Here is an 18,561-nt window from a genome sequence, read left to right on the forward strand (position 1 = left end):
ATGACGCTGCCCGACGCGAGCCACGACCCCGTCGGGGCGGTGCTGCGTGCCCTGGACCTGACCGCCGACCCGAGCGAGCCGGACACGTTCGAGGGGCTCAGCCTCCCGCAGCCGCAGGGCCGCGTGTTCGGCGGGCAGGTCCTGGCGCAGGCGCTGCTCGCGGCGGGCCGCACCGTCCCGGACGGCCGCCTGCCGCACTCGCTGCACGGCTACTTCCTGCGGCCCGGGGACGACTCCGCGCCCATCGGCTTCGCGGTCGAGCGGCTGCGCGACGGCCGCTCGTTCTCCGCCCGCCGCACGCACGCGCTGCAGGGCGGCGCACCGATCCTGTCGATGATCGCGTCGTTCCAGGAGCGGCAGCCCGGCATCGAGTACGCGCAGACGCCCCCCGACGTCCCGGACCCGGAGGAGGTCGGCTCGGCCCTCGACGCGCTCGGTGACGTCGACCACCCGATGGCCCGGTTCTGGGCGCAGGAGTCCGCGTTCGACCTGCGCCACGTCGACGGGTCGATCTACCTGCGCGCCGGCGCCCAGGGCAGCCAGGGCGACCAGTGCGTCTGGGCGCGGGCCCGCGGCCCCGTCCCCGACGACCAGCTGCTGCACCGTGCGCTGCTGGCGTACGGCTGCGACCAGATCATGCTCGAGCCGGTGCTGCGCCGCGCCGGCCGGCCGTGGGCGACGCCGGGGCTGTCCATGGCGAGCCTCGACCACGCCATGTGGTGGCACCGCGACGTCCGCGTCGACGACTGGCTGCTGTTCGTCCAGACGTCCCCGAGCGCCCAGGGCGGGCGCGGCCTGGGTGCGGCGCGGGTGTTCGACCGGGAGGGCACGCTCGTCGCCTCCATCGCGCAGGAGGGCATGGTCCGGGTCCCGGACTGACGCCGGCGTCCCCGCGGGCACCGGGTCCGCGCCGGGTCCGCACCGGTCCGTCCACCGCCGGTCCGCCCGTCGCGGTCCACGGCTCCCGCGTCCCGCTCGACGAGCGCGGCCCGCGCCGGCGGGCGAGACTCTGCGGCATGGTCCGGCTCCGACGTGTGCGCCTCGACCAGCCCGGCTGGACGCGCCGCCGGGCCGGGCGCGGCTTCGTGTACCTCGACCACGAGCGGCGCCGCATCGACGAGCCGGAGCACCTCGAGCGCCTCTCCACGCTCGCGATCCCGCCGGCCTGGCGCGAGGTCTGGATCAGCCCGTGGCACAACGGCCACATCCAGGCCGCCGGGCTGGACGAGGCGCAGCGCCGTCAGTACCTGTACCACCTGCAGTGGCAGGCCCGGCGGGCCCGGCTCAAGCACGAGCACGTGCTGCAGGTGGCCCGCCGGCTGCCGGCCGCGCGCCGGCGGGTGCGGGCGGACCTGGCGCTCGAGGGCATGCCGCGGGACAAGGCGCTGGCCCTGGCGTTCCGCCTGCTGGACCGCGCCTACCTGCGGGTCGGCACCGAGGGCTACACCCGCCGGCACGGCTCGTTCGGCCTGGCGACGCTGCGCCGCGAGCACGTGCGCGTGCTGTCCGACGCGGACGGCTCCCCCGGCGCGGTGCACCTCGTCTTCCCCGCGAAGTCGGGGCAGATCCGCGACACGGTCGTCGACGACGAGACGGTCGCCGAGCTGGTCCGCACGCTGCTGCGACGCCGCGACGACAGCCCGGAGCTGCTGGCGTGGCGCGACGACGCGGGGTGGCACGACGTGACGAGCAACGACGTCGGGGCGTACGTGCGCGACCGGCTCGGCGAGGCGACACCCAAGGACTTCCGCACGTGGCACGCCACCGTGCTGGCGGCCCGCGGCCTGGCGGAGGGCGGTCCGCCCCCGCGCAGCGAGCGGGGACGCCGCCGCGTCGTCGCGTCGGTCGTCAAGGCGGTCTCCGAGGAGCTCGGCAACACCCCCACGGTCGCCCGGTCGTCGTACATCGACCCGCGGGTGATCGAGCTGTGGGAGCGCGGCGAGACGATCGCGCCGACACGCTCGCAGCACGTGGCGGAGCGGCGCACCCTCGCGCTCCTGACGGGCTGAGCGCCCCGGGTGCGGCCCCGCTCGCCCGGCCGCAGACTGCCCGGATGAGCGACGCGCGCCCCGACGCCCCGGGCCCCGGGCACGGCGACGACCCCGGGCACGGGACCGGCCCCCAGGCCGACCTCGCGCCCGAGCCGGTCGTGCGCACCCTGGAAGGGCTCGTGCCGGGCACCGGCCCGGACGGCCGACCCCGCCCCGATGCCCCGCTCGTGGCGGTCACGGGGGTGACCGGGTACGTCGGGGGACGGCTGGTGCCCGAGCTGCTCGCCGCCGGGTACCGGGTGCGGGCCCTGGCGCGGCACCCGGAGCGGCTGCGCGGACGACCGTGGTACGACGACGTGGAGGTCGTTGCGGCGGACGCCGGTGAGCCGGATCAGATCCGTGCGGCACTCGAGGGCTCCGACGTGGCGTACTACCTGATCCACTCGCTGGGCACCGGCCGGACCTTCGAGCAGCGCGACCGCCACACGGCGCTGGTCTTCGCCCAGGCGGCGCGTGAGGCGGGCGTGGGTCGGATCGTCTACCTGGGCGGTCTGTACCCCGAGGGCGAGGAGCTCTCACCCCACCTGGCGTCGCGCACGGAGGTCGGGGAGATCCTGCTGGCGTCCGGCGTGCCGACGACGGTGCTGCGTGCGGCGGTGGTCCTCGGCTCGGGCTCGGCGTCCTTCGAGATGATGCGGTACCTCACGGAGCGGCTCCCGGCCATGACCGTGCCGCGCTGGGTGCAGAACCGGATCCAGCCCATCGCGATCCGCGACGTGCTGCGCTACCTCGTCGGGTCGGCCGCGATGCCGCCCGACGTGTCGCGGGCCTTCGACATCGGCGGGCCGGACGTCCTGACGTACCGCGACATGATGCAGCGGTACGCGCGCATCGCCGGGCTGCCGCGGCGGGCCATCGTCGCGGTCCCGGTGCTGAGCCCACGGCTGTCGAGCCTGTGGGTGTCGCTGGTCACGCCCGTGCCCGGCGGGCTCGCACGCCCGCTGGTGGAGTCCCTGGTCCACGAGGTGGTGTGCGACGAGCACGACATCGCGCGGTACGTGCCGGACCCGCCGGACGGGCTCATCGGCTTCGACCGTGCCGTGCGCCTCGCGCTGGCCCGCGTCCAGGGCGCCGGCGTCACCACCCGGTGGTCGTCCGCGACGCCGCCCGGGGCTCCCAGCGACCCGCTGCCCTCCGACCCCGACTGGGCGGGCGGCACCCTGTTCGTCGACGAGCGCCGCGTCCGCGTCGACGCCTCCCCCGCCGCGCTGTGGCGCGTGGTGGAGGCGGTGGGCGGCGAGCGCGGCTGGTACTCGTGGTCGCTCGCCTGGCGGGTGCGCGGGCTGCTGGACCGGGTCGTGGGCGGTCCGGGGCTGCGCCGCGGTCGCCGCGACCCTGCACGGCTGCTGCTCGACGACGCCGTCGACTTCTGGCGCGTGGAGCAGATCGTCCCTGGCCGGCTGCTGCGGCTGCGGGCCGAGATGCGGCTGCCCGGGCTGGCGTGGCTCGAGCTGCGCGTGGAGCCCGCCGACACGCCCCTGGACGACGACGGGACGCCCGCCGTGCCCGACGACACCCCGTGGGAGCCGTCCGAGTGGCGACGGCCGCCCGTGGTGTTCGCGCAGCGCGCCCTGTTCCACCCGCACGGCCTGGCCGGGCAGCTGTACTGGTGGGCGGTCTACCCGTTCCACGGGGTGGTGTTCGGCGGCATGCAGCGCAACGTCGCCCGTGCGGCCCGGTCGGCCGAGCGGGCCCGGCGCGACCTGGCACCGTCGGCGGGTGGGGGCACGACGGCCGCGGCGACCACCGGCCCGTACCCCGCCGCGGTCATGCCCGGCGGCGGATGACCACCGGCTCCTCGACGTACGGCTCCCAGACCGCACGCTCCTGCGCGGTCAGCCGGCGCGGTGCGCCCGTCGCGGAGTCGACCAGCACGATCGTCGTCGTCGCGCGTGCGTAGACCTCCGAGCCCGCCACGGCGGTCGGCGCGTCCCGGACCTCGTAGCAGACGTCGAGGCTGGCACCCCCCAGGTGCCCGATCCACAGCTCGATGACGACCGGCGCGCGCCGGTACGGCAGCGGCCGGACGTACTGGATCTCCTGCCGAGCGACCAGCGTCGAGGTCAGCGCACCCGGCCCGGCGTCGAGCACCGCGGTGGCCCGTGCCCCGTCGGGGACGACGCCGTCCGGACCCTCGGGGTGGCGCCAGAACACCTCGATGCGCGCCTCCTCCAGGAGCCGCAGCATCTCGACGTTGTTCACGTGGGCGTACGCGTCCATGTCGGACCAGCGCAGCTGGACCGGGACCTCGATCCTCGCCATCGACTTCCCTCCTGTGCCGGCCGCGACGGTTCGTCCGGCCTCGTGCGGCCCCGCGCGGTGCCCCGCGGTGCGACGGCGGGCACGGCGGCCGACGTCGATCCTGCCGCACGGACGGGTGGGAGTACGCACGACCGGCACGGGTCCAGGCCCTTCGCGGGTCCACCCCCCACGGCCCTCGTCCGCCACGGGCGCGCCGCCCGCCGGGGTCAGCGAGCCGCGGCGCGGGCGGCCAGGTCCCGGCAGCTGCGCAGCGAGGCGACCTCCTGGGCGACCGGGTCGACGACGAGACGACGTGCCACGTCCTGGACCGCTGCGCGCAGCCGACGCCGGGCGGACCGGGCACGCGCCCGGGCACCCCACCGAGCGGCCACCGCACCGAGCGCCGCCACCAGCAGCCCGGCGAGCACGCCGCCCACCAGCAGCACGGTGGGGGCAGGTGCGGGTCCCCACACCGGGGTCACCGGGTCGGGCAGCTGCAGGTACGCCAGCACCGCGAGGCCGGCCAACCAGAGGGCTCCGGCGACGGCGGCTGCGAGCAGCAGCCACTGCACGGCACCGACCGCGCGCCACCACCAGACCGGGCGCTCGGGGAGCAGGCGGGTACGGGCGACGGCCAGGTCGAGGGCGTCGGGCAGGTCCGCCGTGGTGACGCGCGCCCGCGCCGCCAGCACCCACGCGTCCGGTGCCCCGGCGAGGACCGCGTCGGTGTGGTCCCGCACCGCCGTCGCGGCACGCGCCCGCTGGGCCGGGCCGGCGGGCGGCAGCGACGTGGGCGCCACCTCGTCGCCCACCGCGCGTGGCGCCAGGTGCAGCCGGCGCAACGGGTCCGGGCGCAGCCGGGCGAGCCACCGCACGGGCGGCCAGCCGGTGTGCGCGACGGCCCGGCGCACCGCGGACCGGCGCACGGCCGCGACGACGGTCGGCACCCCCGCGGCGTCCTCCAGCGCTGCGACCAGGTCGTCCGCCCGCGCGGACCGCTGCCGTCCCCCCGGGACGTCGCGGCACGCGTCGGCCACCTCCAGCGCTGCCGCGCGCACGTCCGCCACCCACCGCCGGTTGCCGGCCTCGCGACGCTCGACCGCCCGCGCGACGAGCGCACGCAGGTCGGCCACGCCGTCGCCGCTGCGGGCCGAGGCGGCCACGACACGGGCACGCGGGAGCCCGTCGTCCGCGGCGAGGCGGCGCAGGTCCGCCACCACCGCGGCCACGTCGGCGGCCGGGAGGCGGTCCGCCTGGTTGAGCACGAGCACCACGACGTCGTCACGGCCCGCGAGCGGGCGCAGGTACCGCTCGTGCAGGGCCCCGTCGGCGTACTTCTGGGGGTCGACGACCCACACCAGCAGGTCCGCGCGCGCGACCAGCCGCTCGGCGCGCAGCCGGTGCTCCACGACCACGGAGTCGTGGTCCGGCAGGTCCAGCAGCACGAGCCCGGTCGCGAGCCCCGCCGCGGGCGGCACGGCGTGTCGTCGACGCACCTCGAGCCAGTCCAGCAGCCGCCCGGGGCCCGTGCCGTCCGGGTCCTCGCCGACGACGACCGCCAGCGGGTGGGACGTCGTGGGTCGCTGCACGCCGGTCGCCGCGAGCTCGTCCCCGACGAGCGCGTTGAACAGCGAGGACTTGCCCGACCCGGTGGCTCCCGCCAGTGCGACGACGGTGTGCTCGGCCGACAGGCCCGCGCGCTCCCGCACCCGGTCCAGCACGTCCCGGGTGCGCGCGACCAGCGGCTCGGGCAGGCGCTCCCCGCCCGCGTCCAGGGCTGCGGACAGCGCGTCGAGGCGCTCGTCCAGGGTCGGGCTCATGCGTCGTCCCGCGGGCGGCCGCCGAGCAGCCGCCGCCACCAGCCGCCGCGCGCGGTCGGCTCGTCCCCCGGCGGTGTGGTCTCCCCGGGCGCGCCGGTCGCGGTGCCAGGGGTCCCGTCCCCGCGCGTCCACCCGGCACCGCGCAGCGCGGCGCCGACAGCGGGCGACGAGGCGCTCGGCGCCGCGGCAGGGCGCCCGGCACGGTCGGCGTGCGCGGCCCGCTCGACGTCCGCGGCCACGGCGCGCAGCCCGGCACCGTCCGCCCGGGCGGCACCGAGCGCGTCGAGCTGGGCCGTGTACCGCTCGGCCTCGCGGGCCAGCAGGTCCGTCACGCGGGCGTCGAGCCGCTCGCGGGCCTCGACGGTGAGGCGCCGCACGGCGTCGTCACCGAAGACCGCCTCCAGGAGCTTCTGGGCGACGACCGCCGTGCCACCGGCGATCCCGACCTCGATGCCGGTCAGCCCGCCCGTGGACGCGAACGCGAGGACCATCAGGCTGACGCCGGCGACGTTGACGCCGAACGAGAGGTAGCGGGCGGTGCCGCGACGGGACTGCCCCTGCTCGCGCACGAGCTCGAGGACGTCGGACTGCCAGCCGCGGACCTGCGCGTCCACCTCGGCCCGCAGCGTGGTGGACGCGCGGGCGAGGTCGAGGCCCTGGAGCAGCGCGGCGCCCGCGGGGTCGCCCCGCCACGCGGCGTGGGTGCGCTCCGCGGCCTCGTCCGCGGCATCCAGGACCACCGCCGCCAGCCCGTGCGCGATGGCCTGCTCGACGCGCGGCGCCGGCGCGGGCGTGCCGCGGAAGAACCCCGTGACGGCGTCGCGCACCCGCCCGACGCCCTGCTCGACCGACCGCAGCAGGTCGCCCGTGCCGACGAGCTCCTGCCAGCGGGCCAGGACCTCGCCGCGCAGCATCGCGCCGTCGGAGGTCGCGGCGCGCACGTGCGCGGCGCCGTCGTCGTAGGCGGCCGCCACGGTCCGGCGCAGTCGTGCGTCGGTCGCGACCTGCACGTCGGCGGCGTCCGCGAGCACGTGGCTGCGCCGTACCAGGTCGTCCACCACACCGTCGCGGGTCGCCGTCGCCACCGCCTCGCGCGCGGGTGCGTCGGCGCCCAGGGCGGTGAGCCACGTGGCCACGTCCGCGACCGCCTGCTCCGGCAGCAGCCCGTCCGTGAGCGGCGCCTCGGGCACCAGGAACAGCGGGGCGTCCGGCAGCCCGTTCTCGTCCATCATGCGGCGCAGGTCCTGCACGACCTCCTCCGTGCCGGGGTCGACGCGGTCGACGACGAGCGCGACCTGCGCGTGCCGCGCTGCCGCCCGGTGCAGCAGGTCCCACGGGACGGCGTCGGCGTAACGTGCCGCGGTGGTGACGAACAGCCACAGGTCGGCGGCGTCGAGGAGCTGCGCCGCCAGGCGCCGGTTGCCGACGTCCACGGAGTCCACGTCGGGGGCGTCGAGCAGCGCGAGCCCGCGCGGCAGCGCGTCGGAGGCGACGAGCCGCAGAGCGCGCGCCGGGTCGACCTGTGCGTCGTCCCCGCGCGCGCCGGCGCCGGGGTGACCGGTGAGCCGGGCGAGGCCGGGCAGCACGCGGTCCGTGGAGTACCAGCGCTCGTCGAGCGGGTGGTGCACGAGGACCGGTGCCCGGGTGGTGGGGCGCAGCACGCCCGGCGCCGAGACCTCCGACCCCAGGAGGGAGTTGACGAGGGTGGACTTGCCCGCACCGGTCGAGCCGCCGACGACGACCAGGAGCGGCGCGGACCGTGCCCGCAGCCGCGGCAGCAGGTAGTCGTCGAGCTGGGTCAGCGCGGCCGCCCGGTCGGTGCGCGCGACGTCGACCCCGGGGGCCTCGAGCGGGAGGGTGAGGGCGCCCAGGCGGGCCTGGAGCCGCTCGAGCGTGCCGAGGAGCCCGTCCCCCGCGTCGGCCGGGGCCACGTGCGGGTCGCTGACCTCGGGCTCCGTCATGCCGGACAGTCTGCCCGACCGTTCCCGAGGCAGCCCGTCGACGGAGGCCGGTGCCGCTGAGAGCGGACGCCGGACCCGCGACGGCCCGGACGCGCGTGCTCGTCCGGGCCGTCGGGTGGTGCGGGCTGCGTCAGTCGCGGCGCAGCTTGCGGTATGTCACCCGGTGCGGGCGGGCCGCGTCGGCGCCGAGCCGCTGGACCTTGTTCTCCTCGTACGAGGCGAAGTTCCCCTCGAACCAGTACCAGCTCGCCGGGTTCTCCTCGGTGCCCTCGTACGCGAGGATGTGCGTGGCGACACGGTCGAGGAACCACCGGTCGTGGGACACCACGACGGCGCAGCCGGGGAACTCGAGCAGGGCGTTCTCGAGCGAGCCGAGCGTCTCGACGTCGAGGTCGTTGGTCGGCTCGTCGAGCAGCAGCAGGTTGCCGCCCTGCTTGAGCGTGAGTGCCAGGTTGAGGCGGTTGCGCTCACCACCGGACAGCACGCCCGCGGGCTTCTGCTGGTCCGGGCCCTTGAAGCCGAACGCGGCGACGTACGCACGCGACGGCATCTCGACGTTGCCGACCTTGAGGTAGTCGAGCCCGTCGGACACGACCTCCCACAGGGTCTTCTTGGGGTCGATGCCACCGCGCGACTGGTCGACGTACGAGATGGAGACCGTCTCGCCGACCTTGAGGTCGCCCCCGTCGAGGGGCTCCAGGCCGACGATCGTCTTGAAGAGCGTCGTCTTGCCGACGCCGTTGGGGCCGATGACACCGACGATGCCGTTGCGCGGCAGCGTGAAGCTCAGCCCGTCGATGAGCTGGCGACCGTCGAAGCCCTTCTGCAGGTTCGTGGCCTCCAGGACGACCGACCCCAGGCGCGGGCCCGGCGGGATCTGGATCTCCTCGAAGTCGAGCTTGCGCGTGCGGTCGGCCTCGGCAGCCATCTCCTCGTAGCGCGCCAGACGCGACTTCGACTTGGTCTGCCGGCCCTTCGCGTTGGACCGCACCCACTCGAGCTCGTCCTTCAGGCGCTTGGCGAGCTTGGCGTCCTTCTTGCCCTGGACCTGCAGGCGCTCCTGCTTCTTCTCCAGGTACGTGGAGTAGTTGCCCTCGTACGGGTACAGCCGGCCACGGTCGACCTCGCAGATCCACTCCGCGACGTGGTCGAGGAAGTACCGGTCGTGGGTGACGGCGAGGATCGCGCCGGGGTACTGCTGCAGGTGCTGCTCGAGCCACAGCACGGACTCGGCGTCCAGGTGGTTGGTGGGCTCGTCGAGCAGCAGCAGGTCGGGCTTCTCGAGCAGCAGCTTGCACAGCGCGACCCGGCGACGCTCACCACCGGACAGCACCGACACGTCGGCGTCCGGCGGCGGGCAGCGCAGCGCGTCCATCGCCTGCTCGAGCTGGGCGTCCAGGTCCCAGGCGTCGGCCGCGTCGATGGCCTCCTGCAGCTGACCCATCTCCGCCAGCAGCGCGTCGAAGTCGGCGTCCGGGTCCGCCATCAGGGCGGAGATCTCGTTGTAGCGGTCGAGCTTGCCCTTGATCTCGGCGACGCCCTCCTCGACGTTGCCGAGGACCGTCTTCTCCTCGTTCAGCGGCGGCTCCTGCTGCAGGATGCCCACCGTGTAGCCCGGGGAGAGCCGCGCCTCACCGTTCGACGGCTGGTCGAGGCCCGCCATGATCTTGAGGATCGTGGACTTACCCGCCCCGTTGGGTCCGACGACGCCGATCTTCGCGCCGGGCAGGAAGTTGAGGGAGACGTCGTCGAGGATGACCTTGTCGCCGTGCGCCTTGCGCGCCTTGTACATGGTGTAGATGAACTCAGCCACTGAGTGCTCGTCCGCTCCTCGTAGGTCTGGTGGTGCCGCGGGCCGGGGCGCGCGCTCCCCTGCCGCACCGAGGTGCGGGCAAGGGGTCGCGCTGTCACCGCCCGGCCGCCGGCGCCGGATGCCGATCCACCAGCCTAGGCGATCACCCGCGTGCGGCGAGCGCCAGACCCTCCGGCTCGTCCGCCGGCGGCGCCTCGTCGGCGGCGGACGCCCACGGGTCGTCCGGGAACACGCCGCCGTCCGACCCCGTGACCTCGGGCAGGACGGTCAGGTCCGACTCGGAGCCGTCGCCCGGCAGGTCGTCCCGGCGGCGCGCGCCCGCCATGGTCCGGCGGAACTGCGCCGTGCCGTACGCCAGGTCGTGGCCGACCGCCAGCGCCTCCAGCACCAGCTCGGTGCGCGCCGTACCGTCCTGCGCGACCCACTCCGACTGCCCGAGCCGCCCCACCACCACGACCGGGTCGCTCTTGCGCAGCGACGCCGCGAGGTTGACCGCGACCGTGCGCCAGGCCTTCACCGTGAACCACAGCGTCGGGCCGTCGCGGAAGGCGCCGGTCTGCCGGTCGAGCACGCGCCGGGTGGAGGCCAGCCGGAACTGCGCGTACGGCACGCCGCCGACCCCGTCGAGGTGGTAGCTGCGCACGTCGGATCCGACCCACCCGACGACCGTCACGTCCTGCGTGTGCGTTCCCATCGAGGTCCCCTGTCTGCCCTGGCCCCGCGAGCGCGGGGCGTCGAGCAGCCATCGTGGGACGCGAGCGGGCGGCACCGGGCAGGGCGGTGCCCACCGGTGGAGCCGGGCGGCACGGGCGAGGGCTGTGGGCGGCTCGAGAGCCCCGAGGACCCCGTCGGACGTGGCGTCAGTCCGCTGCGAGGGCCTGCGCGGCCAGCTCCCGCGCGTGCCGGTGCTCCGCGAGCACGTCCTGCGTGGGGGTCAGCAGCCGCCCTCGGGCAGCAGCCTCGATCGCGGCACGGCCGTCCGTCACGACACGTTCCCCCCGCGTCCGGGCGGCCCGCCCCCGCACCAGCAGCGACGCCACCAGGAGCACGAGCGCCAGCGCGAGCACGCCGGCCACCACCGCGCCCGGCGGCACCCAGGGCAGCGCCGCGCCCTGCGCGTCGGCGACGAGCAGCCCGGCGCCGACGAGGCCGGCCACCCCCGCCAGCGCGGCCAGCACCAGCAGCACCACCGCAGCCCGGGACCGGCGGGCCGCCACCGGCACGTGCGCGAGCGCGTCCGTCACCGCCAGCCGCAGCTCGACCGTGGTCGCGACACGGTCGCGCAGGTCGGCCGCCCACCGCTGCGGCAGCCCCTGCGTCGCCCCGGAGAGCCAGGACGCGCGGGCCAGCCCCACGCCGTCGGCGTGCACGTCGCCCAGCCGGGGTGCCCGGCCGGACCCGCCGCGCACGGCCGCCGCGACGGCCGCCCCGACGGCCGTCAGCCCGGCCGCCGCGGCCAGCCGGTCGACGACGACCCCGAGCGCCAGCGCGTTCGGCGCAGGCTCACGCGGTGCGACCTGCGTGAGCACCGCACGGGCGGCGTCGGCGAGCTCGGCGTCGGCGTGCGCGGCCGCCACGGACCGGCGCGCCACGGCCTGGGCGAGCACGTCGCGCAGCTCGCGGACCCCGTCACCGGTGAGGGCCGACACGGGGTGCACGGCGACGTCGGGCAGCCCGTCCTCGACGAGCAGCCGCCGCACGTCCGCCGCGAGGTCGGCACGCACCTCGGCGGGCACCGTGTCCACCTGGTTCAGCACCACGAGCATCGAGGAGTCGCGCCCCGTCATGCGCTGCAGGTAGCCGGAGTGCAGCGCGTCGTCGGCGTACTTCTGGGGGTCGACGACCCACACGAGCAGGTCGACCTGGGGCAGCACGCGGTCGACGACGTCGCGGTGCTCCGGCGCGATGGAGTCGTGGTCGGGCAGGTCGAGCAGGACCAGCCCGCGCAGCGACGCCTCCCGGTCCCCGTCCAGCAGGCTCTCGCGCTCGATGCGGTGCTCCGGCTCCACGCCGATCCAGTCGAGCAGCGCGTCGCCGTCCCCGCCCCAGACGCACGCCGTGACGCGCGAGGTCGTGGGCCGCCGCACTCCGACGTCGGCGAACTGCAGCCCGCTGACGGCGTTGAACAGGCTGGACTTGCCGGAGCCGGTGCCCCCCGCCAGGGCGACGACGGTGTGGTCGACCCCGAGGGCCAACCGCTCGCGCACCCGGTCGATGGTGGCGCCGACCTCCGCCACGACCGCGGGGTCGAAGCGTGCACCGCCGACCGCCAGCGCACCGTCGAGCGCGTCGACGCGCCCCTCGAGCGCGGCGGTCGTCGCGCCGCGGACGGCGCCGTCCGGTGTGGCCGGCACCACCGGCGGGGGCTCGTCACCGTCCGGGACGGGCGGTGCCGCCGGCGTGCTGGTCGGGTCGTCGCTCACGTCAGGCCCTTCAGGACGGCGAGGCGCAGCCGCAGCCGCGACGACGCGTCGGCCGCGAGGTCGGGGTCGTCGAGCGCCCGGCCGGCGATGGTGCGCTCGAGGTCGACCTGGGCGCGGGCGCGCCGCTCGAGGTCGTCGCGCAGCGTCGCGACGAGGTCGTCCCCCGCGCCACCGAGCAGTGTGCGGGCAGCCTCGGCAGCCTCGTCGACACCGCTCGCGGCGGCCAGCGCGAGGGCTGCCAGCGCGTCCTCACCGACGGCCTTGGCGACCTGCGCGCGACGACGGGCGTCCGCGCCGCCGCCCGCCAGGGTCGCGCGTGCGGCGCGGGAACCCTCACCGACCCAGGCACGCGCGGCCCGCTCGGCCGCGGACACGCGCGAGGCGTCGCCGTCCGGCCAGCGCTCGAGGACCGACGATGCACCGGCGGGTGCGCCCGGACCGGTCAGCGCGGCCCGCAGGGCCTCGTCGCCACGCTGCCCGACGGCCGTGAGCACCGCCGTCGTGGACGTCGTGAGGTCGGTGAGCAGCGGGGCGACGGCCGTCCCGCGGCCACGGCCGGTGCGGGCGGTGCCGCGCACGCGGCCGGATCGGCCGACGAGCCGGGCGAAGGGCGCACGCTGCGCGGCGAGCTCGGCCCAGCGGGCCCGCACCGCGCCGTCCGCGACGGCCCCGGCGCGGATCGTCTCCACCGCCGCGTCACGGGGCGCCGCGGTGGCCGCGTCGAGCACCTGCGCCACGTGCTGCGCGGCGTCGGCCTGCTCCTGCACGGCCTCGGCCAGCTCGTCGACCCAGGGCCGCAGGGCGCTGAGCGCACCCCGCAGCGTCCGCGCGACGACGGTGCGCGCCCGGTCGGGGCCGGCGAGCATCGTCAGCCACCGCAGGACGGGTGCGACCACCGCGCCCGACAGCGGACCGGAGTGCGGCCCGACGTCGGGGATCACGAACAGCGGGGAGCCCGCCAGCCCGTGGGTGCGCAGCCGGTCGAGCAGGTCGCCGCGGATCGTCGGGAGCGACGCCGCCGGCACCCGGTTGAGGACCATCGCCACGGACGTGCTGCGCTCCACGGCGGCCTCCAGCACGCGCCACGGCAGCGCGTCGCCGTACCGGGCGGCCGTGGTGACGAAGAGCCACAGGTCCGCGGCCTCGAGGAGCCGGTGCGCGGTGTCACGGTTGGAGTCGAGGACCGAGTCGAGGTCGGGGGCGTCGAGGATCGCGATGCCGCGGGGCACCGTGTCCGCCGCGACGGCCCGCACCTCGTCGAGCACCGGGTGGTGGGACAGCAGGTCGGTGTCGAGCGGGTGGTGCACCAGCACGGGCTCGCGCGTGGTCGGGCGCAGCACACCGGCGGCGGTGACCTCCCGCCCCACCAGCGAGTTCACGAGCGTGGACTTCCCCGCGCCCGTCGAGCCGGCGACGACCACGACGGCCGGCGCCGACAGCTCGGTCAGGCGCGGCACCAGGTGCTCGTCGAGCTGGTCCACCAGCCGCGCCCGCGACGCCCGTGCGGCACCGACACCGGGGATCTCCAGCGGGAAGGAGGTCGCCTCGACGTCGCGGCGCAGGTCGCGCACGGCGTCCAGCAGGGACGTCTGGGCCAGCGGGCGGGCCAGCATCGGCGCGTCCGCGGGCACGTCGGAGCGACCCGGCGCAGACGTGGACGGCTGCGCAGGCACGGTTCCAGGCTGCGCGCTCACAGGACCATTGTCGGTGCCACACCTGACCAGGCCAAACGCGGCGCGCGGGTGACAGGTCACAGGTCTGCGCGCCGGGGTCACGTCGCACGTCCACGCAGGGCCGTCGCGCCCACGCCACTACGCTGGTCGGCACTGGCCCCCGTAGCTCAATGGATAGAGCAACGGCCTTCTAATCCGTCGGTTGCAGGTTCGAGTCCTGCCGGGGGCGCCGTTCTGACCAGCGTGGACGCACTCGGCGTTGCTCGGCGGTCGTGCGCCGGTGCTAACAGGCTGCTACCGCCGTCCACAGGGCCGCCCCCGGGCCCCGTCACGCGCCGAACACCACCCTCGTGAACACGTCGACGGCCCTGCCGTCGTCATCCGGGATCGCGTCGGCGTAGACGTTCAGCGTGACCGACGGGTCCTTGTGCCGCCAAGGGAGCCAACGGACTGCGCATCCGCCGCGGCATCGCCGTCAGCGCAGACGGCGAAGGGGACGAATCGTGAGAACCAACAGCCCAGGTGGCGCATGTGGCGCGTCTCCGTGTTCGCCCTATGCCCGGGCGGGTGATCCGTTCATGCGGGAGACGCGCCACAGGCGCCACCTGCCATTCCTGCCATGACCCACGCGCGCCCGCGCACGCACCCGAGATGACACCGCTGTTACCGAATCGCCGGCCGCGTGCTGCTAGTGCCCACCGGCGCCCGGGCGGTGCACAAGCTTCCGTAGCGCCCACTCGGACCGGAAGCCGCGTATGTCCCATGCCAACGGCTACGCGCACCACATCGCCGACGGCCGTGCGGCAAGCTAGTTCCACATCCGACTCGCTGATCGCACCAGCGTGTCCGCGCCCAGCTCAGAAGGGCCTGGACCCGACCGGCCGCCGCACCAAGGCACGACTCTGTGGCTACGACGGCGCCGCCGGGCGTAGTTCGCGCCTCCTCGCCGCGGTCCGCGGATGGCGCTGGGTTTCTAGTCGTCGACGTCAGCCTTCTCGGGCTCAAGCACCTCGCACTGATCCAGGAGCCGCGCGAAGTAGCTGTAGGCCGCAAGACGCTCCATACCCTCCTGCTCGGATAGGTCGACTCGGGTGTGCGTCGTGACGTTACGAACCGTGAGGTTCAGCCCGGAGGCGAGATGATTGAGCCCTTCACGGAGGCCCTTGACCGTCTTGTCCTTCGGATCATCGCCGGGCCAGCGCACCTTCGGCCTATCCGGCGTGGGGTCGCCAGGCGAGAGGGTCTGTTGCCAAAACACGGTGTCATCGATGTCGTGGCGCCTGAGCTTCGCCTTCCAGTCCTGGGTCAGAGCCTCGGCTGCTTCCCGCACTGCGACGCGGTAGTGGTGCGCCGTCCAGTGCGCCGCGGCAGCGGTCCAGATCGTTGGATGGAGCTGCGAGGGCGCGAAGGCGGGCAACTCGGAGGCGGCAGCCGTCTCCGCCTCATTGATCATCGTTCGTAGGCGGCCGCGGATCGTAGCCGCCGTGGTTCGGATGTCAGACGGGGCGAACACGGCTCTGGGCGAACTCATCAGCGACCAGTTCGCGATCGGGTCCAACACTCCCCTGCCAGCGACTGCGAAGTACGCGCCGGTGACGGCGACGGCTCTTGCTGCGGCGCCGGCTGCCTCCGCTAAATCGAGCTCGCGAGCACGGACCTCAGCGGGATCTGCGTCTTCGCGCGGCCAGGCAGTCGGGAAGATCCCCCGCGAGTCCATGTGGTTGCCTTCGACCTGGGTCTGCATCCAAGCCTCGAACGCCGTCTCGAACTCGCTGACGGTGGTGAGGAGTCGTCCGAGATAGTCCGCGCTGTAGGTCACCATGCCGACCATGCTGGCAGCGAATCGCCGATCGACGACGCGCCCCGCGGTTCGTCTCCCGGGTCACGTCGGCACCATGCCAACGTGGCCCGCCCGGCAAGCTCGAGAGCGTGACAAGCGCGGTCACCCGCCGCTGGACGGCACGATGAAGGGCTCACAGGCGTCTTGATGGGCGGCGATCGCCGGACTACGTATCCGTTCGCGGGGCCCCGCGAGACTGTGACCTGCGACGACGCGGATCCTGCTAACGGGCTGCTGCGCGGCGGTGACTACGAGCCCGACGAGGTCCCGTCGTACGAGCAGCTCGTCGACCACCTGCTGACTCTGACCGCGGCCGGGCGCAGCCCGCTGTGCGTGCTGCGTGAGGACCCGCGGTTCACCTCGCACAAGGCGACCGAACAGGCCGCCGCGGCCCGCACGTGTCGGCGGTGCCGGGCGCTGACGCCGTGCCGGGCGTACGGGGAGGCGAACCCGCGCGACGTGGGCGTGTACGGCGGCCTCACTGAGCGGGCAGCGCGCCGGTTGGGAGGGTGACGAGCTGTGACCGCTCAGCCCATGCCGGCGGCTCGCGCGAGCACCGCGGCGACGACGCTGACGCCGACGTCGCGCGTCACGCCTCCGAGCGCGTCCGCGGCCTTGCGCAGCCGACCGCGCTCGTCCTCGTCGGGCTGCTGCTCGGCTGCCTGCCGGAGCGCACTGACGAGCTGCGAGAGCACGTCGTCGCCGTCCGGGTGCAGGCCGGTCATGAGGTACGCGGCACCCGAGACGTCCGTGACGAAGAAGTTCCCACCCATCAGCCACTCCACCTTCAGCAGCCGGCGACGCTCGAGGGCGCGGGCCGCCTGGACGACCGCCTGCTCGTCGAGTCCTGTCGACGCGATCAACTCGGCCGGCTGGATGATGCTCGCGCCCGCATCGAGCCGCCGCGCCACCTCCACCAGCACCGGGAAGTCCCGGCTCGCCCACACGTCGCCCAGCCGCTCAACCATGACCGCTCCCACCATCGCAGTGTCCCCTGCGTCGCGACCGTACGACGGAGCACCGACATGAACGCCGGCGCCGCGCTCGACCTCACCCCCGTGCTGGCGCGGTGGTTGCTGGTCGCCGTGCACGCCGGCGTGACCCCCGCCCTGCGCAAGGGCGGGCGGGTCCCGGTGTTCGCCGCCGACGTGCTGCAGCAGCTCGCGGCCGTCGCCGACGCTGACGTGCCCGCTTGGCTCACCAGTGCCGCTAGCGGAACCACCCCGGGCACGGTGGGTGACGTGTCGGGCGACATGCTCCCGACCGCGTCAGCCGCCGCCCGCGTCGGCGTCTCCGCCGGGTACGTACCCCGGCTGGCGCGGTCGGGACGGGTCCGCCGGCGCCGCGTCGGCCGCGACTGGCTCGCCGACGTCAGCTCGTTGGAGAACGTCCTGCGGAGGACCGCAGCACGAGCCAGACCATCGAGGACACGGTCGACGACCTCGACCGTCTCGCCGCGGACGCCGCCGCCGAGGCCGAGCGACCCGAGCAGCTCGTCGCCGCGCTCGAGGACCGGGTGCGCGACGGCGACGACAGCGTCGACCTCGAGCAGGTCGAGTCCACCCGCAGGCTGTCCCGGTTCGCGTCCCGGCGCGTCGAGGGCACCCGCCGCAAGGCGCAGGACTTCCTGCCCCCGGCGAACGCCGGCGTGCCCGGCTTGGTCGGCAACCCCCACGGCCCGACCGTCATCTCCCTGCGCAGCATCCCTGCGGCGCTGGACGGTGACACGTGAGCGGCCTTGGTGATGCCCTCGAGGCGGACTACCGCGAGCACCCCGAGGCTGGCGTCACCTTCGACCCGGCGCCCGAGCCGCCCCACGTCGAGCCCACGGCGACGGGTGGCCTGCAGTACGCCCTCGGGGTGCGGTTGCGCGACGCCGCGGACGGGCAGGAGCGCAGCACCTCATGAGCGACGCCTCGGCGGACCAGCGTGCCGACGATCCCTGCGCACTGGTCACCGGTCCGGGGTCGTCGACGCGACGGTCACGCCGTGGTGACCGTCGGGATGCTCGCATCACAGTTGAGCGTCTTGCATCGCAACGAGCTCTGGCAGCTCCTACGGTTGCTGCCGGGTCACTCCCCTGCCGAGCAGATGCACCTCGTCGAGGAAGCCGAGAGCGCCGGCACCGTCGACCTTCGCCGCCGCCCGGATCACCGGTTGACCCTGGCACCGTTCTGGTCCCGCATCCGCGCGTCCCACATCGATGTCGCCGTGTGGCGACACCTGTTCACCGCGGCCGGGCATGTCCACGTCGGTGCAACCTGGCACCCGGTGTCGACTGCTCCGCTTGAGCGGCCTGTCCGCCTGTACCGGTTCACCACGCCCGAGCGGGTTGCCCGCACACCGTGGGCCAGCCGCGACGACGCTATCGAGTACGGCAGGCTACGCCGCTGGGCCTAGGCCACCGCCGGGCAGCCCTTCGGCGCTGAGGCGGACCGGGCACGCCTCTACACGGCCGTGTTCACACCCGAGCGGGTCCGCTGTCCTAATCGCGAAGCTTGCGCTGTGTGGCGCGGCGCGCCCCGAGGCCAGACCCGGGGTAGCGAACTGATCATCGACCTCTTGCGCACGGTGGTTCAAGCAGCCGACCTCATCGGTGGTCGGTTCACACTGTGCAGGCAACGAACAACAAGGTCTTCGACCTGTATCAGAGTTGGGACTTCGTGCCCGTGAGTGGCGGGTACCGGCTCTGGATGAAGGTCACGACGGCCCGGGCGGCCCTCGGCCCTCCGCCGCCAG

Annotated in this window: 16 protein-coding genes and 1 tRNA gene; 8 read left to right on the top strand and 9 right to left on the bottom strand. The window is 75.1% G+C overall.

The features are described 5' to 3' along the window. The 3 genes from J1G43_RS12805 to J1G43_RS12815 all read left to right on the top strand — a co-directional run bounded on the left by J1G43_RS12805 (position 1) and on the right by J1G43_RS12815 (position 3,838). Entirely contained in the window at positions 1 to 879 is an 879-nt protein-coding gene (locus J1G43_RS12805) for an acyl-CoA thioesterase II (RefSeq protein WP_207340625.1), read from the top strand. Between the two features lie 137 nt (positions 880 to 1,016). Further along, complete coding sequence (locus J1G43_RS12810) at positions 1,017 to 2,009, top strand: DNA topoisomerase IB (protein ID WP_207340626.1); 993 nt, start codon at positions 1,017 to 1,019, stop codon at positions 2,007 to 2,009. Between the two features lie 44 nt (positions 2,010 to 2,053). Continuing rightward, positions 2,054 to 3,838: an SDR family oxidoreductase gene (locus tag J1G43_RS12815; RefSeq protein ID WP_242635731.1), complete on the top strand. Its 1,785-nt coding sequence runs from the start codon at positions 2,054 to 2,056 to the stop codon at positions 3,836 to 3,838. Here J1G43_RS12815 and J1G43_RS12820 read toward each other — a convergent pair. The 7 genes from J1G43_RS12820 to J1G43_RS12850 form a co-directional block, all read right to left on the bottom strand. Further along, on the bottom strand, positions 3,819 to 4,313 hold the full coding sequence (locus J1G43_RS12820; protein ID WP_207378590.1) for a thioesterase family protein: 495 nt from the start codon (positions 4,311 to 4,313) through the stop codon (positions 3,819 to 3,821). The two genes, J1G43_RS12815 and J1G43_RS12820, sit on opposite strands and share 20 nt — an antisense overlap. Before the next feature lie 206 nt (positions 4,314 to 4,519). After that, positions 4,520 to 6,112, bottom strand: coding sequence for a GTPase (locus J1G43_RS12825; RefSeq protein WP_207378591.1), 1,593 nt, complete (start codon positions 6,110 to 6,112; stop codon positions 4,520 to 4,522). Further along, entirely contained in the window at positions 6,109 to 8,073 is a 1,965-nt protein-coding gene (locus J1G43_RS12830; protein WP_207378592.1) for a dynamin family protein, read from the bottom strand. Before J1G43_RS12830 ends, J1G43_RS12825 begins: the two co-directional genes overlap by 4 nt. Positions 8,074 to 8,203: 130 nt before the next feature. After that, a complete protein-coding gene (gene ettA / locus J1G43_RS12835) occupies positions 8,204 to 9,886 on the bottom strand; it encodes an energy-dependent translational throttle protein EttA (RefSeq protein ID WP_207340630.1) in 1,683 nt (560 codons plus the stop codon). A gap of 142 nt (positions 9,887 to 10,028) precedes the next feature. Continuing rightward, on the bottom strand, positions 10,029 to 10,580 hold the full coding sequence (locus tag J1G43_RS12840; RefSeq protein WP_207378593.1) for a single-stranded DNA-binding protein: 552 nt from the start codon (positions 10,578 to 10,580) through the stop codon (positions 10,029 to 10,031). Positions 10,581 to 10,746: 166 nt separating this feature from the next. Beyond that, entirely contained in the window at positions 10,747 to 12,309 is a 1,563-nt protein-coding gene (locus tag J1G43_RS12845) for a GTPase (protein ID WP_207378594.1), read from the bottom strand. Continuing rightward, positions 12,306 to 13,982: a dynamin family protein gene (locus tag J1G43_RS12850; protein ID WP_307859588.1), complete on the bottom strand. Its 1,677-nt coding sequence runs from the start codon at positions 13,980 to 13,982 to the stop codon at positions 12,306 to 12,308. Before J1G43_RS12850 ends, J1G43_RS12845 begins: the two co-directional genes overlap by 4 nt. Positions 13,983 to 14,138: 156 nt before the next feature. On the opposite strand from J1G43_RS12850, the gene J1G43_RS12855 reads away from it, so the two are divergent. Next, a tRNA-Arg gene (locus J1G43_RS12855) sits at positions 14,139 to 14,211 on the top strand. A 744-nt stretch (positions 14,212 to 14,955) separates the two neighbouring features. Here the strand turns inward: J1G43_RS12855 and J1G43_RS12860 are convergent. After that, positions 14,956 to 15,804: a TIGR02391 family protein gene (locus tag J1G43_RS12860; RefSeq protein ID WP_207378596.1), complete on the bottom strand. Its 849-nt coding sequence runs from the start codon at positions 15,802 to 15,804 to the stop codon at positions 14,956 to 14,958. 216 nt (positions 15,805 to 16,020) lie between these two features. On the opposite strand from J1G43_RS12860, the gene J1G43_RS12865 reads away from it, so the two are divergent. Continuing rightward, positions 16,021 to 16,335, top strand: coding sequence for a WhiB family transcriptional regulator (locus tag J1G43_RS12865; RefSeq protein WP_207378597.1), 315 nt, complete (start codon positions 16,021 to 16,023; stop codon positions 16,333 to 16,335). Positions 16,336 to 16,349: 14 nt separating this feature from the next. Here the strand turns inward: J1G43_RS12865 and J1G43_RS12870 are convergent, their stop codons facing one another. Then, positions 16,350 to 16,790, bottom strand: coding sequence for a hypothetical protein (locus J1G43_RS12870; RefSeq protein WP_207378598.1), 441 nt, complete (start codon positions 16,788 to 16,790; stop codon positions 16,350 to 16,352). Between the two features lie 548 nt (positions 16,791 to 17,338). On the opposite strand from J1G43_RS12870, the gene J1G43_RS12875 reads away from it, so the two are divergent. The 3 genes from J1G43_RS12875 to J1G43_RS12885 all read left to right on the top strand — a co-directional run bounded on the left by J1G43_RS12875 (position 17,339) and on the right by J1G43_RS12885 (position 18,222). Continuing rightward, positions 17,339 to 17,554: a hypothetical protein gene (locus tag J1G43_RS12875; RefSeq protein WP_207378599.1), complete on the top strand. Its 216-nt coding sequence runs from the start codon at positions 17,339 to 17,341 to the stop codon at positions 17,552 to 17,554. Continuing rightward, positions 17,551 to 17,730, top strand: coding sequence for a hypothetical protein (locus J1G43_RS12880; protein ID WP_207378600.1), 180 nt, complete (start codon positions 17,551 to 17,553; stop codon positions 17,728 to 17,730). The genes J1G43_RS12875 and J1G43_RS12880 overlap by 4 nt, the downstream gene beginning before the upstream one ends. A gap of 81 nt (positions 17,731 to 17,811) precedes the next feature. Next, entirely contained in the window at positions 17,812 to 18,222 is a 411-nt protein-coding gene (locus J1G43_RS12885; RefSeq protein WP_207378601.1) for a hypothetical protein, read from the top strand. Positions 18,223 to 18,561 lie beyond the last annotated feature (339 nt).

This window comes from Cellulomonas sp. zg-ZUI22 (assembly GCF_017353535.1).
GTDB lineage: Bacteria > Actinomycetota > Actinomycetes > Actinomycetales > Cellulomonadaceae > Cellulomonas > Cellulomonas wangleii.

Bases quoted from the DNA above. Each gene is read 5' to 3' on its own strand.
- J1G43_RS12805 (WP_207340625.1), top strand. From the start codon at position 1: ATGACGCTGCCCGACGCGAGCCACGACCCCGTCGGGGCGGTGCTGCGT.
- J1G43_RS12825 (WP_207378591.1), bottom strand. From the start codon at position 6,112: ATGAGCCCGACCCTGGACGAGCGCCTCGACGCGCTGTCCGCAGCCCTG.
- J1G43_RS12870 (WP_207378598.1), bottom strand. From the start codon at position 16,790: ATGGTTGAGCGGCTGGGCGACGTGTGGGCGAGCCGGGACTTCCCGGTG.
- J1G43_RS12860 (WP_207378596.1), bottom strand. From the start codon at position 15,804: ATGGTGACCTACAGCGCGGACTATCTCGGACGACTCCTCACCACCGTC.
- J1G43_RS12830 (WP_207378592.1), bottom strand. From the start codon at position 8,073: ATGACGGAGCCCGAGGTCAGCGACCCGCACGTGGCCCCGGCCGACGCG.
- J1G43_RS12840 (WP_207378593.1), bottom strand. From the start codon at position 10,580: ATGGGAACGCACACGCAGGACGTGACGGTCGTCGGGTGGGTCGGATCC.
- J1G43_RS12820 (WP_207378590.1), bottom strand. From the start codon at position 4,313: ATGGCGAGGATCGAGGTCCCGGTCCAGCTGCGCTGGTCCGACATGGAC.
- J1G43_RS12810 (WP_207340626.1), top strand. From the start codon at position 1,017: ATGGTCCGGCTCCGACGTGTGCGCCTCGACCAGCCCGGCTGGACGCGC.
- J1G43_RS12815 (WP_242635731.1), top strand. From the start codon at position 2,054: ATGAGCGACGCGCGCCCCGACGCCCCGGGCCCCGGGCACGGCGACGAC.